Raw genomic sequence first — 19,388 nt, forward strand, 5'->3', positions numbered from 1 at the left:
TAAGATTTAATAGTAAATAGTTGATTTTAAAAGCTTTACTTAGTAATCTTTAGGATATATGCTGAATCAGTAGTTCCATAATAGATATGATCAACACGTAATAAAACCATTGCGTTTGTGTTTACGTATGAATTACAGTCCGTATTAATAGCATATTAGTCTATGTCATTTTTGAGTTCAATTCATCAAAATCTAGAATAATTCCAACAAATCACTTAAAAAATTAAAGCCCTTTTTCATGAAAAGAATTTATTCTGTTCTTTTACTTTCCTTAGTTATCCTATCATCGTGTATTACTCATAAGGATGCTGTTAATTTTCAAGGAGAGAACTTTCCTCCATCAAATGCGAGAGTTTTTCCAAATAAAAGGACACCCTATAAGATTCAGCCTAATGATGTTTTGGCTATTCGGGTAAAAGGGCTGGAGCAAACAGATACAGATTTTCTGAATTTAGAAACATCTGGTGGTTTTAATGCTTTTAACCCTGCTGCAGTTTTTGTCAATGGCTATTCTGTCAATGATTCAGGATATGTTGTACTACCTGTATTAGGGTCAATAAAAGTTGCTAACCTAACCATAAACGAAGCACGGAATGTTCTCCAGAAAGCGGTGGATAGACAGTTAAAAAACAGTACTATCTTTCTGGCTATGGTTAGTTTTAAAGTTTCTGTGATTGGAGAGGTTAAAAATCCGGGACAATACTATAATTACAATAATCAGCTTACTCTAATAGATGCATTAGCTATGGCAGGAGATATTACTGATTTTGGGAATCGTAAAAAAATAATGCTCATGCGTCAAACAGATACAGGAAATGAAGTGATAAATCTTAATCTGACAGATCCGAATATTATCGTCTCAAAATATTATTACCTTTTACCTAATGATGTTATTTATGTGCAGCCTTTGAAAGGAAAGTATGGAAGACAAAATGCTACAAATGTAACCATTATTGCTGCTGTAGTAACTGCTATTGCAGGTACAGTCAGTGTGATTCTTAATCTTAATAACAACTAATTATTTAGGTTTTCAAGAATTGGAAACCTAATAATACTTACTTTTTAAATTATTTCATCCCAATGAAACAGCAAGCTCAAAACGATACTGTTAATCTTAAATTTCTCTTCAATAAGATCGCAAGCCGCTGGTATTTATTTGTGGTTTTTGTACCACTGGCATTGGGTGGTGCTTACTTGTATCTGAGATTCACACCCAAAATTTTTGAAGTAAAAGCGTCAATCTTAATTGATGATAAAAGCAAGGATACCCCTGAGCAGGATCGATTTATACGTGGTATGGGTGCATTTGTTCCTAGAACACAGTTGAAGGATGAGGTACAACTGCTTACCTCATACCGTTATATGAAGCAGGTAATGGACCGATTGAATATGCGGGTATCTTACTTTAGTGTAGAGGATTATAAAACAGTTGAAGAGTATAATGATTTTCCATTTCGTGTAAAATTAGATACTACAAAAGCTCAAATGATCAATGTACCTATATACATTGAGAAAGTAGGGAAAGATTTATACAAAGTTCAGATTACTGGTAAAAAAGTAACGGTACAGGATATCCAAGCTGATCGGTCATTGGACGAAATTCCTGAAGTAAAGATTCAAAAGGTCTTGAAAGTAGGGCAGTCATACACTGATAAATATCTGAATTTTTCGATTGAGTTTTCGAGAACGCCATCCTTATATGATAAAGATGAATATTTCTTTGTGATCAATAGTTTAGGCCAGTTGGCTGCTTATTATCAATCCAATATAAAGGTGAGTCCTATTGATGATAAAAATTCCAGTGTAATAGAAATTTCTTCTCGTGGTCCTGTAATAGAAAAAGAGGAGAAAGTAATAAATACTTTACTGGATGTGTACCTGGATAACGAGATCAGAAAGAAAGATACGGAAGGAAAACGGACTATTGCCTTTATTGATAACGAACTTGGTACTGTTAAGGATTCTATTAAGAAGACAGATTATAATATTACTAATGAACGGAATCGTACAAATACTGCTGGTACAACCTCGGAAGAAGTAAATGCTTTAAATAATCAATTACAAGGATTTAGTGCTCAACTTCAGGAAGCACAAATTAAGGCAGATGGGTATGAGGCTTTATTAAGAGATCTTCGAAACAACAGAGAGGTAGTTGGAGGTGTAAGCGGAGTTGATGATGGTGCTGTAAGCAATTTGCTTACGCAATACTCAACATTAATGCAAGAAAGAGCCCGATTAGCTACCGTTGTAACTGAAGGAAGTGTAAGAATGCAACAATTGGATGCTAAAATACAGAGCGTTAGAGATGCGTTGGTTGATGGACTCTCTAATGCCCGAAACGTAGCTAGGATCAGAGTAAGTTCATTAATGCAGAGAGTTGGAAGTATTCAAGCTAGGTTAGGTACTATTCCACAAACAGAGATTAAACTTCTTAGTATAAACAGAGGCAAAGAAGTACAGGATGAACTATATAAATACCTTCTACAGAAGAAAGCAGATGCTGGTATGGCATTAGCCACCAATATTGCAAATAAAGAAGTCATTGATCGTGCAAGAGGTGATATCAATGGTCCGGTTGCACCTAAAGGTTCTGTGATCTATTTGTTGGCAGGAATTATTGGTATGGCAATTCCTCTTGGTTTTATCTTTGTTAAGGATGCCTTCTCTGATCGTATTTCAGGACAGACAGATATTCAGCTTAATACCAATATACCAACATTAGGAGTTATTGGATACAACAACAAAGCCAATACCTACCTGGTAGCTAATAGTTCAAAATCGGCTATTGCAGAATCATTCCGATCTGTACGGGTAAACCTTCAATATCTGTTCTTGGATACATCAAAGAAAATTATTGGTGTTACCTCTTCACAACAGGCTGAAGGCAAAACATTCTGCGCTACTAACCTTGCTGTTGTAATTGCACAATCTGGAAAGAAAACGTTATTGATCGACTGCGACTTACGGAAGCCTCGTGTACACACTCGTTTTAATGTAGACAATGAGAAAGGGCTGGCAACATACCTGACTGGTATGCATGATTGGGAAGAGGTGGTTTCTTCAACAGATACCGATAATCTATCTCTGGTAACATCCGGTCCGATTCCTGTTAGTCCACTTAATCTGATTGGAAGCCCACGAATGAAGGCATTGATTGATCGTCTTAAAAAAGGAGATGAGTATGATTATGTCATTATTGATACTGCTCCATTAGGATTGGTGTCAGACTTTCTGATCTTGATGAATTATACTGATTTCAATGTGTATATCGTTCGTCATAAAGTTACAGAACGTGAAGCCTTGAATAAAATCAATGAATTGTATGATACTGAAAAGGTAAAAGATATTGCAATTATTATCAATGGAGTAAAATCAATGTCTGCTTACGGTTATAGTGATAAAGCGTATAAATACAGTGATTAAAATCGGTTGGCATAATTATTTGTATTAGAGATAGTCTGCCTTGTGTAAAATTAAATTTTAACAAGGCAGACTATCCTATTCTGAACACCATCTAAAGTGCATAGATTTCATCTCTAACAATTCTTATTTTGAAAGTACAAGATTCTCTACAATCAGAAAAAGTACAAGATCCTCCACAATCTGAAGGTTTTCGCAAATATTTTTCCAGTGTATCCTGGCTATTGGTAGAAAGGGTATTTAGTATGGGTGTTGCCTTTGTTATAAGTATTTACACTGCTAACCAACTAGGTGCTGAAAACTTTGGTAAATTTAACTTTGCACGTAGTTTTGCTACAATCATCACAGTATTTGCTCCTCTTGGGATGGGTGCTGTGATGATGCGTAATTTGATTAACTATCCAGAAAAGAAAAATCTGACTCTGGGGACCGTATTTGCTACCAGAGCAACTGCCTCTCTTATTTGTATTATTGTTGTAGGGTTAGTCTCCATTGTTTTTAATGCCTTAATGTGGCATGATGACTTGAAGTTTCTACTAGTCATGATTGCTGCTATACCCGTTATTTTTGAAAGTTTTAACGTTCTGGCAGACTTCTATAATTCACGTGCGCTTGCAAAGTATCATGTATATGGCGAATTGTCCAAAACAATCGTTTCTGCTGGGGTAAAGCTTTTGCTACTCTTTGTTTTTAAGGCTGATGTTGTATGGTTTGCTGTTGTTCTTGTGCTGGATGCTATTATTTATGATATTGTTGTTGTTAGCATTTATCGTTTTGTATTTAAAGAAAGTCCGTTACAGTGGAAAGTTGACTGGAGTTATTCATGGGAGATGATAAAACAATCTCTGCCATTAGTATTATCTGGATTCGTAATTACTGTATATATGCGACTGGACCAGATTATGATAGGTGAGTTGCTGAATGATAAAGAAGTTGGACGTTTTGCCGCAGCGCTTCGCTTCTCTGAAGCCACCTTCTTTGTTCCTACAGTTATTAGTAATGCCTTATTACCTGCCATTATTGCTTCCAAAAAAGAAAGCGAGGAACGCTTTACTATACAAACTCAAAAACTTTGCGATTTCCTGACTTTAACAGGACTGGCAATAGCTGTTGGTGTCAATATTTGTAGTTACTGGATATTTAAATACTTATATGAACCTGAATATGCAGATGCTCAAAATGTATTGATCATCCACGTGTGGTCTGGCGTAATGGTGGGTATGGGGATGCTGGCAAATGCATGGTTGATTGCTAACAACCTGCAAAAGTACTCTTTGAACCGTACTATCTGGGGGGCTATTGTCAATGCAGGTTTGAATGCTGTCTTAATTCCAAAATTTGGAATCGAAGGAGCTGCTATTGCCACATTATTCTCTCAGGCTGTTGCTTCCTATTTAAGTAATGCTATCACTGCAGATACTCGTCCTTTATTCTGGATGCAAACCCGATCATTGATTGGGCTTGGTTTCCTATCTCCTATTAAAGATGTATTAAGTGGAAAGTTCTCTCTAAAGTAAAAATAATATGAACTCTTTTGTACCTCCGAAACCTCTGAAGACAGCTGTTTTGTTTGTTGTATTTAATCGTCCAGACACAACAGAAGTGGTATTTGAAGCAATTCGGAAAGCTAAACCTCCGCGTTTGTATGTAGCAGCGGATGGCCCTCGTCCTCATAAAGAGGGAGAAGCTGAAAAATCCCGTATAACCCGCGAAATTGCTACCCGTGTAGATTGGGATTGTGAATTGAAAACACGATTTCTGGATGATAATGTAGGATGTGGAATTGGTCCTTCTTCAGCTTTTGACTGGTTCTTCTCCCATGAGGAAGAAGGAATTATTCTTGAAGATGACTGTTTGCCAGATCAGAGTTTCTTCTGGTATTGTGAAGAATTGCTGGAAAAGTACCGTCATGATACACGCATTATGCATATAACAGGTAGTAACTTTCAGAACGGATGGAAACGTGATTCTGACTACTCTTATTATTTCTCAACCTATCCTCACGAATGGGGATGGGCTAGCTGGCGTAGAGCGTGGAAATTATTTGATTATGGAGTGAGTAAATATCCTGAAATTGTAGAGAAAGGATATCTGGATGGATACTATACTTCAAAACTGGAACAAAAATACCGTTTGAGCAAGATTGCTAATACCTATGGTAAGGATAATGTTAACTGGTGGGACTACCAGTGGAATTTTACAGTGCATATAAACTCTGGGCTAGCCATTGTACCTAATGTAAATCTGATTGAAAACATTGGTTTTGGAGAAGGTGCTACTCATACGCTGAGCACTAAAGATAAACGTGCTGAAAACAAATCCGGGACAATTGAAGTACCACTGAAACATCCTCCTTTTGTTATACGTGATGTGAAGTCGGATGAAAGATACTTCAAGAATTTGATGAATCGGATGGTGACACGTAAGATCTATGGTCTGATTGGTATAGATGGTTTTGATGCTAGGGGGTAAACGAAATATTTTCAGAGTGATTAAAAATTAACGGTAAAAGAAATTGTATTACTTTCCTATTGTATTTTTAGCATTATCCATTGATTTGGAAGCGTTCTTAGGTGAGAATGCATTAACTAATCTATTGCCTTTAGCTGTGCTTGGATTAGGAGTAGGACATTTTGCTTTTATAGAGAAGCAGCAATTGTATATAGGAACTCATTGGAATAAGAAAAACCTTGCAGTTTATTTCTTATCCTTTCTAACTTTTGTTATTGCTGTTGCCAGAATCAACTCTGAGGCTATAACGGGAGGGCTGGGTATTATAACAATGCTTCTTAAGTATACTCTTTTTCCTGTATTTGTCTATTTATTTATTAGTTATCAGTTTAGAAATAATGACGGATTTGAAAAGAATGTACAACGAGTCTTGTACGTTCTTTTTCTAACTATTGCTTTAGAGGCAGCTTTCTACTTTATCTTGTTTGTAATGTTTTTCAATCAGGCTGCTGTAAACTCAGAGGAAGGCGCTGAATCTCACCTGATGTTAAGCTTGATAGGAATTCATACAGAAAAACGCCTATTGCCTATTATTAATGTACACCCAAACACAATGGGTATTTATACAGGAGGAGTATTAGTAATGGCTTTTTTACTGGTAAAGCAGAAAGGCATCGGAGCTAAGCTAAAGAAACTCCTATATATATTTATTGGGATAGGCATACTCTTCCTGTTAATGGTGGATTCCCGTGGTACTATTATTAATACATTAATGGCCACTTTGGGAGTATTTCTGCTATCAAGAACCCGTTTCTTAGGGTTGCTGAGAATTATGCCTGTTTTATCTCCCTTGTTGCCTTTCATAATGCTTTCTGTTCTAGCTTTTATTTCGGAAACAGGGCTAGGTAGTCAGGTGTCTAGGCAGGAAGGAGATCTTGCTACAGGAAATAATCGTTCTGCTATCTGGGAAGAATGTATGAAGGAACTCTCTGATCCCAAATTTCAGCATTTTATAGGGTATGGAGAGATGGGCCAGGCTGCTTCCGGAGTTTCTAAAAGATATGCATGGATTTTTGGAAGTGGCGAGGTTGCAGAAAGCATGGTAACACATAATTACTTTTTCCAGATGGTATTTGATATGGGGTATATAGGTACTTTTATTTTCTTTGTATTTATGTTCGTTATTTTGGGGAATGCTATATCTGCTTTCAGACAAGGCTTTTCTCGTGCTCTGGCAGTCATAGGCTTTTTAACCTATTTTATGTTATCAGGGACTTCTGAATCTATTTATGGAATATATAATAAAAACTATTTTATGGTGTTTACTGTGGTTGTGCTTTTTATGGCCATCTCTTATAACGAGTTTATGCGTTATAAACGTGAAAAAGTTACAGCATAAAAGTTTCTGATAAAGTCAAATAAATTTTATAGCATAATATATCCTTGTCTCTGATTCTAAGTTTACTTTTCATAAGCAAAGCGTATAAATTGTTGAGAAACTTGCTTAGAATCAGAGAGATCACTAATAAGTTGCAGTTACATCGGTTGCTTATTTAACCACGATTCTGTTGTATGTATTCTGATTTTGTACAGAATATATATTGTTATACTTCTGTTTTTCAATAAATCTTTCTATTTCCTGACTGTAAAACACTTACCAGCAAAATTATGATATGGATTGTTATTCCTGTTTTTAATCGGAAAAACTTTACACGCGAATGCTTGCTTTCACTACGAAAGCAGACTGTACAAGATTTCAAGGTTGTCATTGTTGATGATGGCTCTACTGATGGTACAGATGAAATGGTTAAAACAGAATTTCCGGAAGTAATACTAATTGATGGAGGTGGTGATTTATTTTGGACTGCTGCTGTAAATATGGGTATTCAATATGCATTGGATCATGGTGCAGAAGCGGTAATGACACTCAATAATGATACCTTACCAACTGAAGACTTTATTGAAAAAACAATTGAAGCCAGTAAGAAAGATCCTAAGGGGGTCATTGGTGCATTAGAAATAGATGTTGCTACCAAAAATGTTATTTATGGAGGTGAGAAGATTGATTGGGTATTAGCAACTACTAAAAACATAATAGATGGTATACCTGCTCCAAAACAGACAGGACTACATCCTGTATCCTGGCTTCCAGGGCGTGGCCTGTTAATCCCTCGAGCTGTATTTGAAAAAGTAGGTTTATTTGATGCTGCAAGATTTCCACATTATTATGGAGATGTAGATTTTACACATACTGCCCTACGAAATGGCTTTCCCAATTACATTAATTATGATGCAAAGCTGATGACTTATCCCGAAGAGTCTGGGGATCGGAAAAATAAAGTAAAGAAAAACCTCAAGAACTATTACAACCATTTGTTTAGCATTAAGGGTGGCGGAAATCTGAAAGACTTTACTCGATTTACATTTAAGAATTGTCCATTTTATTTTGTTCCATCCTATTTATTGATAGGATATTTGCGCAGAATGGGTGGCTATTTTGTTCATTAAATAGAAAGGAAAAGATTAGTACAGCAATGTACATGCTGATAAGTTTGAAGCCATTTTCTAGAAATTAAAAGTATGTCTGATCATAAATCACTGACAGGCCGTGCACTGCAAACACCTGTTTTATTGATTATATTTAAACGGCTTGATACAACTGAAAAAGTATTTGAAGCAATCCGAAAGGCTAAACCTGCAAAATTATATGTAGCAGCAGACGGTCCTCGGGCTAACAAAGAAGGAGAAGCAGAACAGGCTCAGGCTACACGAGATATTATAAAAAGAGTAGATTGGGATTGTGAGGTAAAAACATTATTTCAGGATCATAATCTTGGATGTGGAGTAGGGCCGTCAACAGCTATTAGCTGGTTATTTGAAAATGAAGAAACCGGAATTATTCTGGAAGATGATTGCTTGCCTAGCGAAAGCTTCTTCTGGTATTGCGAAGAACTATTGGAAAAATACCGTAATGATACACGGATCATGCAGATATCAGGAGTGAATCCATTACTAGGATGGCGCAAAGATCCGGATTATGATTATTACTTTTCAGAAGCAGGGATAACCTGGGGATGGGCGACATGGAGACGTGCTTGGGAGCTATATAATTATACAATTCCTCATTTTCAGGAGATAAAAGACAAGGGATACATAGAATCTTTCCATTTCTATAAGGAGAAGGTTGAGTGGATGATTAATTGTCTGGATGAAGCATATCGCCGCTTACCTTCTGTGAGCTGGTGGGACTTTCAGTGGGAGTTTACCAAATTCAGTAATTCGGGACTATCTATTGTACCTAATGTTAGTTTAGTAAAAAATATAGGTTTTGGAGAAGGGGCTACCCACACATTTGAAACTGTAGGCTTTGCAGTTGCAGAAACCAAAGATATAACACTCCCTCTGAGACACCCCTCTTTTGTTATTCGGGATATCGAATCTGATAATTTATATTATACTCAGCATCTACGAACTACACTTTTTAAGAAAGTTAAGAAAAAACTCAAAAGGTTACTAGCCCGGTAAGAAAGGAAGATTTTAATCTAACTTACTTACCTATGAAAAAAGATACAAAACAGCGTATTGCGATTGTTATCCCCATTTATGAAGCTCAGCCTCATGTGGATGAGGTTGTAGTATTAAAGCATTTTTTTAAGCTGTTTCATAAATATCCTATTGTATTTATGAAACAGGAAGGGTTGGATATTGCAGTATATGAAAAAGCAATATATGAGACAAAACATCCCCATATCAGCTTTGAAGAATTTAGGTGGAATGGGTATCTGGGATATAATCAATTAATGGTAGAGAAAACATTTTATAAGCGATTTCTCCACTATGAATATATTCTGATTGCTCATCTGGATGCTTTTGCTTTTAATGATGATCTTGAATATTGGTGTAATAAAGGATATGATTATATCGGATCTGTCATACACAATATTCCATTTGTAGAAGATTATATTAAAACCTCAAGATTATTACGCTGGCTTCAGAAAAAAAACTATCTAAAAGTATCTGATTTTCAGAATGGAGGTTTTTCACTTCGTAAGGTAAGTGCTTTTTATCGTAGTTGCAGCTTTTATGGACCGTTGATCAAACGATCTAACTTAGTGTATAGTGAGGATTTCTTTTGGAGTGTGCGTCTGCCACAGATGAATCCTTTTTTTCGGGTAGCTCCTGAATCGACGGCACGATCTTTTTCTATTGAATTACCAAAAGAAGATGGGGAAAACTTTGCAAGTGTCAGAGATTCCGTTCAATCATTGCCTTTTGGCTGCCATGGATGGAAGAAACATGGATATTCTTTCTGGAAGCCCATACTGGAGAAGAGTATGAAAACAAAATTAAGTGATTAAATATGAATTATTTCATTGAAATATATAACTTTACTACAGAAACAAACCTCGGAGGGATGATATAAAGTTTAACTGGCTAAAAATCAGAAAGTGATAGAAAAATGAAATTACAAAATGAGCCATTAGTAAGTATTACACTGCCAACATATAATCGGCCGGATTATTTAAAACTGGCGATTGCAAGTGCAATAAATCAGACTTATAAAAACATCGAGATCATTGTTTCTGATAATGGAAGCCCTGAATCTGCTCAGCCAATTGTTGACTCATTTCAGGATTCCAGAATACGGTTTCATCGATATGATCCGGCCGTAAGCATGTTTGACAATCACATCAATGGTTTTAAAATGGCTACAGGAAAATATGTGGCCAGTTTACATGATGATGATTTGTGGGAGAAAGATTTTCTTGAGAAAATGGTACCTCCATTGGAAGAGAACCCTAATCTGATTTTGACCTTCTGTAATCAATGGGTGATAGATGAACATGGAAAGATCAATGAAGAACGCACCTTTGAATATAATCACGATATTGGCAGACATAAATTAAAGCAACAGGTGTATCAGCCTTTTATGGAAGTTGCACTCAAAGATCTTGCTATACAACCTGCCTCATCAGCAGTAATTCGCAGAGAAGCTATCGATTGGAATAAGATACCAGTGAAAGTAGGACCTATGTGGGATGTTTATTTACCTTATATGCTGGCTAAGACTGGAATGGGAGCTTATTTCATTGAAGAAAAACTAACGTTGTATCGTATTCATAGTGAGAGTGAGACCGGTAAATATGAGACATTAGCTCATAAGATGAAACGAGCCTCCAGTCAAATGGATTGTTATAGTATTATTTTAGCAGAAGAGATGGATGAGCCTTCTTTATCTCCTGAAATGCTTAGCTATATAGAGTATCGCTGGCAACATGCGTCTACAAGTATGGGAATTGCCTTGTTGAAAGATAGTAAGGTTCGTGAGGCAAGAAGCTACTTATTTAAGTCTCTTACCAAACGCAAACCGGATATACGTACCTTGGCTGCATTTAGCATTAGCTTAATGCCACACCCTTCTCATCATATTCGCGAATTTATTCTGGAGCATATTGTAAAGGCTCATGATTGATATTTTACTCTTCTAAACTGAAAAAGCACCTTTTATAAAAGGTGCTTTTTCAGTTTAGGCCTTTTCTTCAAGGGTTTATCTAAATTGTCTTTGACTTTCAGTCAGATTCACTCTACCTTTAACAATCTGTATTAGATTGTTATCCTCCTCATATATAGAATATAAGCTGCACAGACCACCATGTCCTGGACAAACTATCATAGTCATACAAACTTTTGTGACGGAAAATACCCTCCTAATTATTACGCTACAGAAGCGTTTCGTCAAAAATTTGTTGCTTATGGATTTTCTTCTCATGCTCCGGTACCATTTGAATGCAAATGGTGTATGAAAGAAGATTCAATAGACAAATATTTTACAGAGATTCAGAAATTAAAAGATAGGTGGGAAGGGAAATTGCAATTGTATTATGGATTGGAGGTAGATTATATCCCTGGTATAATGGGAGTGAAAAATCCATTTATTCAGGACCTGAATCTGGATTATAGTATAGGATCTGTACATTTTGTGGAGGCAATGGCTGATGGAACGAGATGGGAGATTGATGGGGCTCACTCTACTTTTTTACAAGGACTCAAAGAGATATTTGGAAACAATATTCAGCGAGCAGTTACACAATACTATGAGCAAATCCGGCAGATGGTTGTAGAAGATAAACCAAGCGTAATAGGGCATCTGGATAAAATAAAGATGCAGAATCAGTTTACTCCTTTATTTAATGAGAATGCAGATTGGTATCAGGAAGAAGTGTTCAAAACGTTGCAAACAATAGCTAGTTCGGGACTCATTATGGAGGTAAATACGCGAGGGTTATACAAGAAAAGAGCTGTTGAAACTTATCCTGGAAAATGGGTATTAGAACAAGCATTCAAATTGGGGATTCCTGTTACTGTAAGTTCGGATGCGCATCATCCCAAAGAGATTGCGGGCTTCTTTACTGAAGCATTGAGCTTACTAGGTGATATTGGATACCAACATATACATGTGTTACTGGATGGTGTTTGGAAGCCTGTATCTTTCAATGAAAATGGAATAGTTTCTTAGAATCTGATATCCATTCCTAATAAATAGGATTAGATAAGTAGGCTTTCCTGAAGCCTTATTTTTTACTTATACACCTCTCTGCATTGTCTTTATGCTCATTAGAAAGCTATATCCTGCAATAGAGATCTTTATACAGGCATATCTTTTGAGGCAAACGTATATTATAAAGTTTTGATAGATAGCTGGTTTGTACATCCTGTCAGAGTATAATCACTAGCTTAAAATGCTATTTTAGGACAATATCGGTCAACAGATATTGACTTTTCGTTATATTTCAGCTCAAAATACTAAGGTTATTGTGAAATAATTTAATAATCAGAATGATGAAACACGAGGGGGAAAATGATAAAGATCATTTGAAGAGTTCCAAATTAAGGGGAAAATTGAATAGAATGGAAGAGCTATCACATTTGGAAACAACATCGCAATTACGGGCTATTTTCGATCATGCTATTGATGGTATTATTACTATTGACAGCACCGGTTTGATCGAGATGGTAAACCCTGCTGCCTCAAAACTGTTTGGTTATGTTCCTGAAGAGTTGATAGGTGAAAACATCTCGATACTAATGCCTAATCCGGATAGACGTAATCATGATCAATACATCCATAACTATCATCAGACCGGAATTGGACGTATTATCGGAATTGGACGGGAGGTTACTGGTTTGCGAAAAGATGGGACCCGATTTCCTTTTCACTTAAGTGTCAGTGAGGTCAATCTGTCCAGTGGGAAGATATTTACAGGTATTATACATGATATTTCTGACTTAAAGCTAGCACAGGAAAAACTGCGTCGTTATGCTGCTGAGTTAGAACGTAGCAATATTGAGTTACAGGACTTTGCTTATGTGTCCTCACATGATTTGCAGGAACCACTCCGCAAAATTCAGGCATTTGGAGATCGGTTGATGATGAAAGAAGGAGAGAATCTAAGTGAGCAGGGCAAAGATTACCTAGAACGGATGTTAAGTGCTTCTGCACGTATGCAAAAGTTAATTAACGATTTACTGGCCTTTTCAAGAGTGTCTAAGCAAATGGAGTTTGTGTCTGTTAGTTTGAATACGATTATTCAGGAAGTTCTAACAGACCTGGAAATACTCATTGAGAAAAATAATGCAACTATAGTGGTAGACGAGCTGCCAACAATTGAAGCTCAGCCTACTCAAATGCGGCAGTTATTTCAAAATCTGATTTCCAACGCGATTAAGTTTAGAAAGCCAGATGAAGCACCCCGAATACATATTTCTTCGGAAGTAAAACAAATAAAAGCACATCTTAGTGCAACGCCAGGTGACGAAATGCTGGAAATCAGTGTGGCGGATAATGGGATTGGCTTTGATGAGAAATACCTTGATCGCATTTTTAATATATTTCAACGACTTGAAGGCCGGAAATACGAAGGATCTGGAATTGGATTAGCGGTTTGTCGCAAGATAGCTACACATCATGGAGGAACTATTACAGCTCATAGTCAGATAGGAAAAGGATCTACTTTTGTCGTAACTCTTTCTATAAAACATGCTATAAAATATGGCGAAGCTATCTTGTAAAAGTATCATTGCAGATCTGTAGGAGATAGAAATATATTTGGCTTCTGAACAAATTAAAAATACTATAAGCTCTATGTCTACCAAAAACAATAAGAGTGTTACTATTCTGATTGCTGATGATGACGAGGAAGATCGTATGTTATTAAAAGATGCTTTTGAAGAAAGTCATCTATTGAATGAGATCTATTTTGTAGACGATGGAGAAGAATTAACAGATTATCTTTACCGAAAAGGACAGTATACAAATCCTTTGTTATCTCCTCGTCCCGGAATGATTCTTCTGGATCTGAATATGCCTAAAAAAGATGGGAGAGAAGCCTTAAAGGAGATTAAGGCTAATCCTGAACTAAGAACTATTCCAATTATTGTGCTGACCACTTCCAGGGCTGAAGAAGATATTATTCGTAGTTACGATTTAGGCGTAAACTCATTTATTACCAAACCTGTAACCTTTAAGTCTTTGATCGAAGTAGTCCAAATGCTGGGACGCTATTGGCTTGAAATTGTTGAACTGCCGGATATAAAACAGAATAAAGAATAACGCCTATATATTTAAACGCTTAATCTCTAATGACGAAGACAAACGTGAGTACTGAGATAAAAATACTACTGGTAGATGATGATGAGGATGATTTTGTTCTTACCCGTGATACATTAAGTGAAATTCCTAATAAAAAATACATTTTGGAGTGGGAGTCTAACTATGAGAAAGCACGGGAAATAATAAGCCGAAGCATTCATGATGTATATCTTGTTGACTTTCAGATAGGAGCCTTCAGTGGATTAGATCTGATTATGGAGGCTCAGCAGCATGGTATTACAGCACCCTTAATACTGCTGACAGGTAAGAGTGATCTGGAAATTGATGAACGGGCACTGCAGGTAGGAGCTTCTGATTATCTGGTTAAGGGCACTTTTGGTCTGTTTGATCTGGAAAGATCTATTCGGTATAGTCTAGAGCATGCAAAAAACCTAGCAGAAATTCGTAAGTTGAATACTACACTGGAAAAAAGAGTGGAACAACGTACTCGGGATCTGGCAATGGCATTACAGGAATTGGAACAGACCAATGAAAACCTGCGTAAGGCTGAAAAGGAGATTCTGAAAACGTTGGAGAAGGAGAGAGAGCTCAATGCATTGAAATCCCGATTTGTAACAATGGCTTCGCATGAGTTCCGTACACCATTAAGTACTATTTTATCTTCTGCATCACTAATTGCCAAATACAATAATCCAGGAGATGAGGACAATCGTTTACGGCATATAGGACGTATCAAATCGGCTGTTAATAATCTTACTGCTATCTTGAATGACTTTTTATCTATCAGCAAGTTGGAAGAAGGGAAAGTAGAATGCAATCCTGTTCCATTTAATATAGAAGAGCTGACAAGTGAAGTAACAGAAGAGATGCAGGCTCTGGTGAAAGAAGGTCAAACAATCCACTATGAGCATAAAGGTAGCGCTGAAATTATGTTGGATAAAAATCTGACACGTAATATTCTTATTAATCTGATTTCGAATGCTATTAAATATTCCAAAGAGGGTAAATCCATAGAAGTGCGTACTGATTTTCAAAATGCTAATCTGGAAATAGAGGTGGAAGATCACGGAATTGGAATTCCGGAATCAGAACAAGGACACTTGTTTACTCGGTTTTTCCGGGCTCAGAATGCATCCAATATACAAGGAACCGGACTAGGCCTTACTATTGTGAAACGATACATAGACCTAATGCAGGGAAGTATAGCTTTTAAAAGTCAGGAAAATCATGGAACTATATTTAATGTAAAAATTCCTGCTCCTGCATTAAGTTTGCATAGTACACCTTAATTGATCATTAGGGTTGCCTTAATGAAAATGATTATCTTTTTCTACTATCTATAAACCATGAGATCCATTTTATTAATAGAAGACAATACGGAAGTAAGGGAAAATACAGCAGAGATTTTGCAACTTGCCAGCTATCGCGTCTTTACTGCGCCAAATGGAAAGGCAGGCGTAGAGATCGCCAAAGCAGAAAAACCTGATCTGATTATTTGCGATATTATGATGCCTGAACTGGATGGATATGGGGTATTGCATTTGTTGAGCAGAGATCCTAATACAGCTGGGATACCTTTCATATTTCTGACTGCCAAGACAGAAAAAGAAGACTTTCGTAAAGGAATGAATCTAGGAGCAGATGACTATCTGACTAAACCTTTTGATGATCTTACTTTATTGGATGCCATCGAGATGCGTTTAAGAAAAACAGATACACTAAGAAAGACATTTCAGAAAGATGCAGAAGGACTCACCGAATTTATCAATGAAGCAAAAAGTACCGGTGATCTTAATCAATTATTGAATGGTGATCGGAAAGTAATACGATTGAAGAAAAAGCAATTATTGTTCTCGGAAGGGGATTATCCGAGTGCATTATACTTTATTAGCAAGGGAAAAGTAAAAACATATAAGACAAATGAAGAAGGAAGAGAGTATATAACGGCTCTTCATAGTGAAGGTGATTTTGTGGGGTATACAGATTTGCTAGAAGAATCACAATACAATGAGTCGGCAGCGGCTCTGGATGATGCCGAAATTATAGTCGTTAACAGACAGGACTTCTTTACATTATTGTATCAAAACAGAGAAGTCGCCAATAAGTTTATCAAGATGTTATCCAATGATGTGATTGAGAAAGAGGAGAGGTTATTGAAACTTGCGTATAATTCTGTTCGAAAACGAGTTGCTGAATCATTATTAATGATCTATGACAGGTATACAAAAGAAGGGCAAAACGCTCCTGAGATTCCTGTATCCCGTGAAGATCTGTCGAGTCTGGCAGGAGCCTCGAAGGAAACTGTCATTCGTACATTATCAGACTTCAAAGATGAAAAGCTTATTGATATCAGTGGAAAGCATATACGACTGCTAAATTTGGCAAAGCTGAAAAATATGAGGAACTAAACAAAACGCCTGTACTACTACAGGCGTTTTGTTTTTGCATACATGATTACATCCATTGGTTTATTTTCTTTCATTACATAATTGTGAAGTGTTCCTTCAGCCACGAATCCATTTTTCTCAAGAACCTTGCCCGATGCTGGATTGTGTGGAAATATGGGTGCTTCAAGTCGCCAGAGTCCAAAACGTTGGAAGCCCCAGTTACTTACTACCTCTACGACTCTGGTCATAATGCCTTGCCCTCTATATGGAGCTGCCAGCCAGTAACCAAGCTCATCTTTATGTGAATACTTACCATATATTCTGGAAAAGCCAACACAACCAATCATCTCTCCTGTATAGTTTCGGATTGCCCATTCTGTAGGTTGGGCATGCTCCTTACGCATTAATCGTACATAATGCAGAAAGTCACGTGCATGCTCTATTTTGTAAGGAAATGGGATACGAAGTGTATTTTGATAAATGACTTCATCATTCAGCCACTTTACCATGGCAGAATCATCTCCTTTTGTGAGTTCAGAGATGTAAACCGAAGAATCTATGGCAATCATAAGTAGTTTTGTATTTGGAGGTTGCTAAGTATAATTACTAAAGATGCCTTTGGTACTTTTAATAGGTATCTCAACAACTTCTTGGCTAAAATATAAAAGAATAACACAGGTTTAGAAATTTATAGCAGTTATATTACACTATGAGTCTGACATCTTCTATTGGTTACAAGCCAATAGAAGGTTAATGGAGAATGGTCGGGTGAGGGATCAATGACAACGAGTGAGAAAAAATCCGAAGATTAAAAAACAGAGATGGGAATTTTATAAAATATATTATCTGGTAAAATATAAAAACAATGAGTGGAGACTGGAGAGATAGATGAACGGATGGTAAATCTAGCACTCCTTTTTTCGAAATGACATTGACAAAAAATAATCTATCAATGCTGTTACAGAACTTTGGGAAAGCGACAAAACAGCATAATAATTGTCAATACTCATTTATTGGTTATGTGGTTTGTTATTTTTTCGTTTTCTGGATAAGGGGAGTTTAACAAAGGGCATATTCCTTTCCCAGCGTCGGGTATTATTGTCAACTGAAGTAAAAAGTATTGTATCCTTGTCTATCAGTCCGGAAAAGTCAACAGTTTGTTTGCCTTCTCCCCAATGAGGCTTAGTTTTCAATCGGATACGTTTGCCTATTACTTCATACGTTCCCTGAAACATACCTTCGACTTCTGCATCTCGTATCATCCACTCTGCCAGGTTGTCTGCCGTAGTTATTTTTTCATGAGGTTCCAGGTAAATAAGAGAGTCCAGAAATGTGCCATCTTTATAAAATCGGAATACCTGATGGCGGAAGTTATAGAAGCCAGATAACATATATGTTTTCAACTAGTATTTGACCAATACAGATGGTAGTCAAATCATCTGTATTGGCTTATTAAACTTAGACCGCTTCCCGCTGAAACCCAATTACACGGAAAGGTTCTTTAGATCTGAACTTCTTAGCCTGTGGATTGGTAATTTCGGCAATGGTCATTGGTTCTGAAATCAATCGATTATGACCCAGGTGTTCTGATAACGCACGTGATTTCTCTACTGACAATTTATTGAACTCATATTTAGCGATCAAGCGTCCTTCCCGAAGAAGAGCATTATCAACTACTGAAAGTGCACTGTTAAATGTGCAGATAATCTGAACATTCAGGCAATCTGCCAATAATCCATCTGTCAGATTCAACAAATTAGATACGGCTGAATTGCTGTCTGCCTGACGATCCTTGATTACATTTTCTGCATCTTCAATGATGAGTACACAATCCGGATTGTCAATCAACATATCAATAAGTTCCGGATTGACAATGTTTGTTGCTACGTCTGGTGAAACAAAGATTACTTTTTTCTTGAGTTTGCCAATCAGATAACGCAGATAGGTTGTTTTACCTGTTCCTGGTAAGCCATGCAATAATACAATTCCTTTGTCTTTCTGCTTGTTTAACCGTTTGCGAATATGTTCATCTATTTCCTGAAAATCATCTTCATAATACAAACCCAGATTGAGGCGGGTCTTCTTTACTTCCATACTTTTCAGTTCAAGCCCATAGCTGCCCCGCACTATAATATTGATTTCAAACTCAGATTTCTTTTCAACCTCCTTGAATTTACTCAACTCCTGAACCAACTGATGTGCTACCTCCTGGTTTTCTGTTAAGTACAGTACCTTACAATAGTTATTATACAACTCAACAATGCATTTTGTTGAAAGTACAATAAACGTCTCACTATGCTCAACCTTCTTTTTTTGATGATTAAAGCCACTGTATTGAAACGTATCCTGTATCAGGTCTTTGTATATTTCCTGAATATAGGCATAGGCCTTTTCAACATTGATCTGATTAAGCCAGATAATGCAGGGAATCTTCTGGAAAGTATGTAAAAAAAATGTACGGCTTTCCAGGTAGCGATTTCCGAATACATTGTCTGTATCCTGTATCTTTACTTGCATAG

At 36.7% G+C, this 19,388-nt stretch carries 17 protein-coding genes; 14 read left to right on the top strand and 3 right to left on the bottom strand.

The annotated features are described in order from the left end of the window. Window positions 1-238 precede the first annotated feature (238 nt). From QNI22_RS30720 to QNI22_RS30785, 14 genes are all read left to right on the top strand, one after another. On the top strand, window positions 239-1,018 hold the full coding sequence (locus tag QNI22_RS30720) for a polysaccharide biosynthesis/export family protein (protein ID WP_314516875.1): 780 nt from the start codon (window positions 239-241) through the stop codon (window positions 1,016-1,018). 62 nt (window positions 1,019-1,080) lie between these two features. Continuing rightward, window positions 1,081-3,423, top strand: coding sequence for a GumC family protein (locus tag QNI22_RS30725; protein ID WP_314516876.1), 2,343 nt, complete (start codon window positions 1,081-1,083; stop codon window positions 3,421-3,423). Between the two features lie 128 nt (window positions 3,424-3,551). Then, a complete protein-coding gene (locus QNI22_RS30730) occupies window positions 3,552-4,937 on the top strand; it encodes a flippase (protein WP_314516878.1) in 1,386 nt (461 codons plus the stop codon). Window positions 4,938-4,944: 7 nt separating this feature from the next. Next, the gene (locus QNI22_RS30735) at window positions 4,945-5,892 is read left to right on the top strand and encodes a nucleotide-diphospho-sugar transferase (protein ID WP_314516879.1); all 948 of its coding nucleotides are present in this window, start codon (window positions 4,945-4,947) and stop codon (window positions 5,890-5,892) included. A gap of 85 nt (window positions 5,893-5,977) precedes the next feature. Further along, window positions 5,978-7,270, top strand: coding sequence for an O-antigen ligase family protein (locus QNI22_RS30740; RefSeq protein WP_314516880.1), 1,293 nt, complete (start codon window positions 5,978-5,980; stop codon window positions 7,268-7,270). A 269-nt stretch (window positions 7,271-7,539) separates the two neighbouring features. Beyond that, the gene (locus tag QNI22_RS30745) at window positions 7,540-8,379 is read left to right on the top strand and encodes a glycosyltransferase family 2 protein (RefSeq protein WP_314516882.1); all 840 of its coding nucleotides are present in this window, start codon (window positions 7,540-7,542) and stop codon (window positions 8,377-8,379) included. Between the two features lie 72 nt (window positions 8,380-8,451). Beyond that, window positions 8,452-9,396 carry a nucleotide-diphospho-sugar transferase gene (locus QNI22_RS30750; RefSeq protein ID WP_314516883.1) on the top strand — a complete coding sequence of 315 codons (945 nt, stop codon included), beginning with the start codon at window positions 8,452-8,454 and terminating at the stop codon, window positions 9,394-9,396. A gap of 32 nt (window positions 9,397-9,428) precedes the next feature. Continuing rightward, complete coding sequence (locus QNI22_RS30755) at window positions 9,429-10,229, top strand: DUF5672 family protein (RefSeq protein WP_314516885.1); 801 nt, start codon at window positions 9,429-9,431, stop codon at window positions 10,227-10,229. 101 nt (window positions 10,230-10,330) lie between these two features. Continuing rightward, entirely contained in the window at window positions 10,331-11,344 is a 1,014-nt protein-coding gene (locus QNI22_RS30760; protein ID WP_314516887.1) for a glycosyltransferase family 2 protein, read from the top strand. Between the two features lie 180 nt (window positions 11,345-11,524). Next, a complete protein-coding gene (gene hisJ / locus QNI22_RS30765; protein ID WP_314516888.1) occupies window positions 11,525-12,388 on the top strand; it encodes a histidinol-phosphatase HisJ in 864 nt (287 codons plus the stop codon). 392 nt (window positions 12,389-12,780) lie between these two features. Continuing rightward, a complete protein-coding gene (locus QNI22_RS30770) occupies window positions 12,781-13,941 on the top strand; it encodes a sensor histidine kinase (RefSeq protein WP_314516891.1) in 1,161 nt (386 codons plus the stop codon). A gap of 73 nt (window positions 13,942-14,014) precedes the next feature. Further along, window positions 14,015-14,482, top strand: coding sequence for a response regulator (locus QNI22_RS30775; RefSeq protein ID WP_314516894.1), 468 nt, complete (start codon window positions 14,015-14,017; stop codon window positions 14,480-14,482). A gap of 29 nt (window positions 14,483-14,511) precedes the next feature. Beyond that, window positions 14,512-15,771, top strand: a complete 1,260-nt coding sequence (locus QNI22_RS30780) for a hybrid sensor histidine kinase/response regulator (RefSeq protein ID WP_314516897.1) — start codon at window positions 14,512-14,514, stop codon at window positions 15,769-15,771. A gap of 57 nt (window positions 15,772-15,828) precedes the next feature. Continuing rightward, window positions 15,829-16,890 carry a response regulator gene (locus tag QNI22_RS30785; RefSeq protein ID WP_314516900.1) on the top strand — a complete coding sequence of 354 codons (1,062 nt, stop codon included), beginning with the start codon at window positions 15,829-15,831 and terminating at the stop codon, window positions 16,888-16,890. Window positions 16,891-16,907: 17 nt separating this feature from the next. Here QNI22_RS30785 and QNI22_RS30790 read toward each other — a convergent pair whose 3' ends face one another. From QNI22_RS30790 to QNI22_RS30800, 3 genes are all read right to left on the bottom strand, one after another. After that, the gene (locus QNI22_RS30790; RefSeq protein ID WP_314516902.1) at window positions 16,908-17,438 is read right to left on the bottom strand and encodes a GNAT family N-acetyltransferase; all 531 of its coding nucleotides are present in this window, start codon (window positions 17,436-17,438) and stop codon (window positions 16,908-16,910) included. 441 nt (window positions 17,439-17,879) lie between these two features. Further along, window positions 17,880-18,260, bottom strand: coding sequence for a hypothetical protein (locus tag QNI22_RS30795; protein ID WP_314516903.1), 381 nt, complete (start codon window positions 18,258-18,260; stop codon window positions 17,880-17,882). Window positions 18,261-18,327: 67 nt separating this feature from the next. Continuing rightward, the gene (locus QNI22_RS30800; protein ID WP_314516904.1) at window positions 18,328-19,386 is read right to left on the bottom strand and encodes an AAA family ATPase; all 1,059 of its coding nucleotides are present in this window, start codon (window positions 19,384-19,386) and stop codon (window positions 18,328-18,330) included. Between the last annotated feature and the right edge of the window lie 2 nt (window positions 19,387-19,388).

It is taken from the genome of Xanthocytophaga agilis (genome assembly GCF_030068605.1).
In the GTDB taxonomy this organism is placed as follows: domain Bacteria; phylum Bacteroidota; class Bacteroidia; order Cytophagales; family 172606-1; genus Xanthocytophaga; species Xanthocytophaga agilis.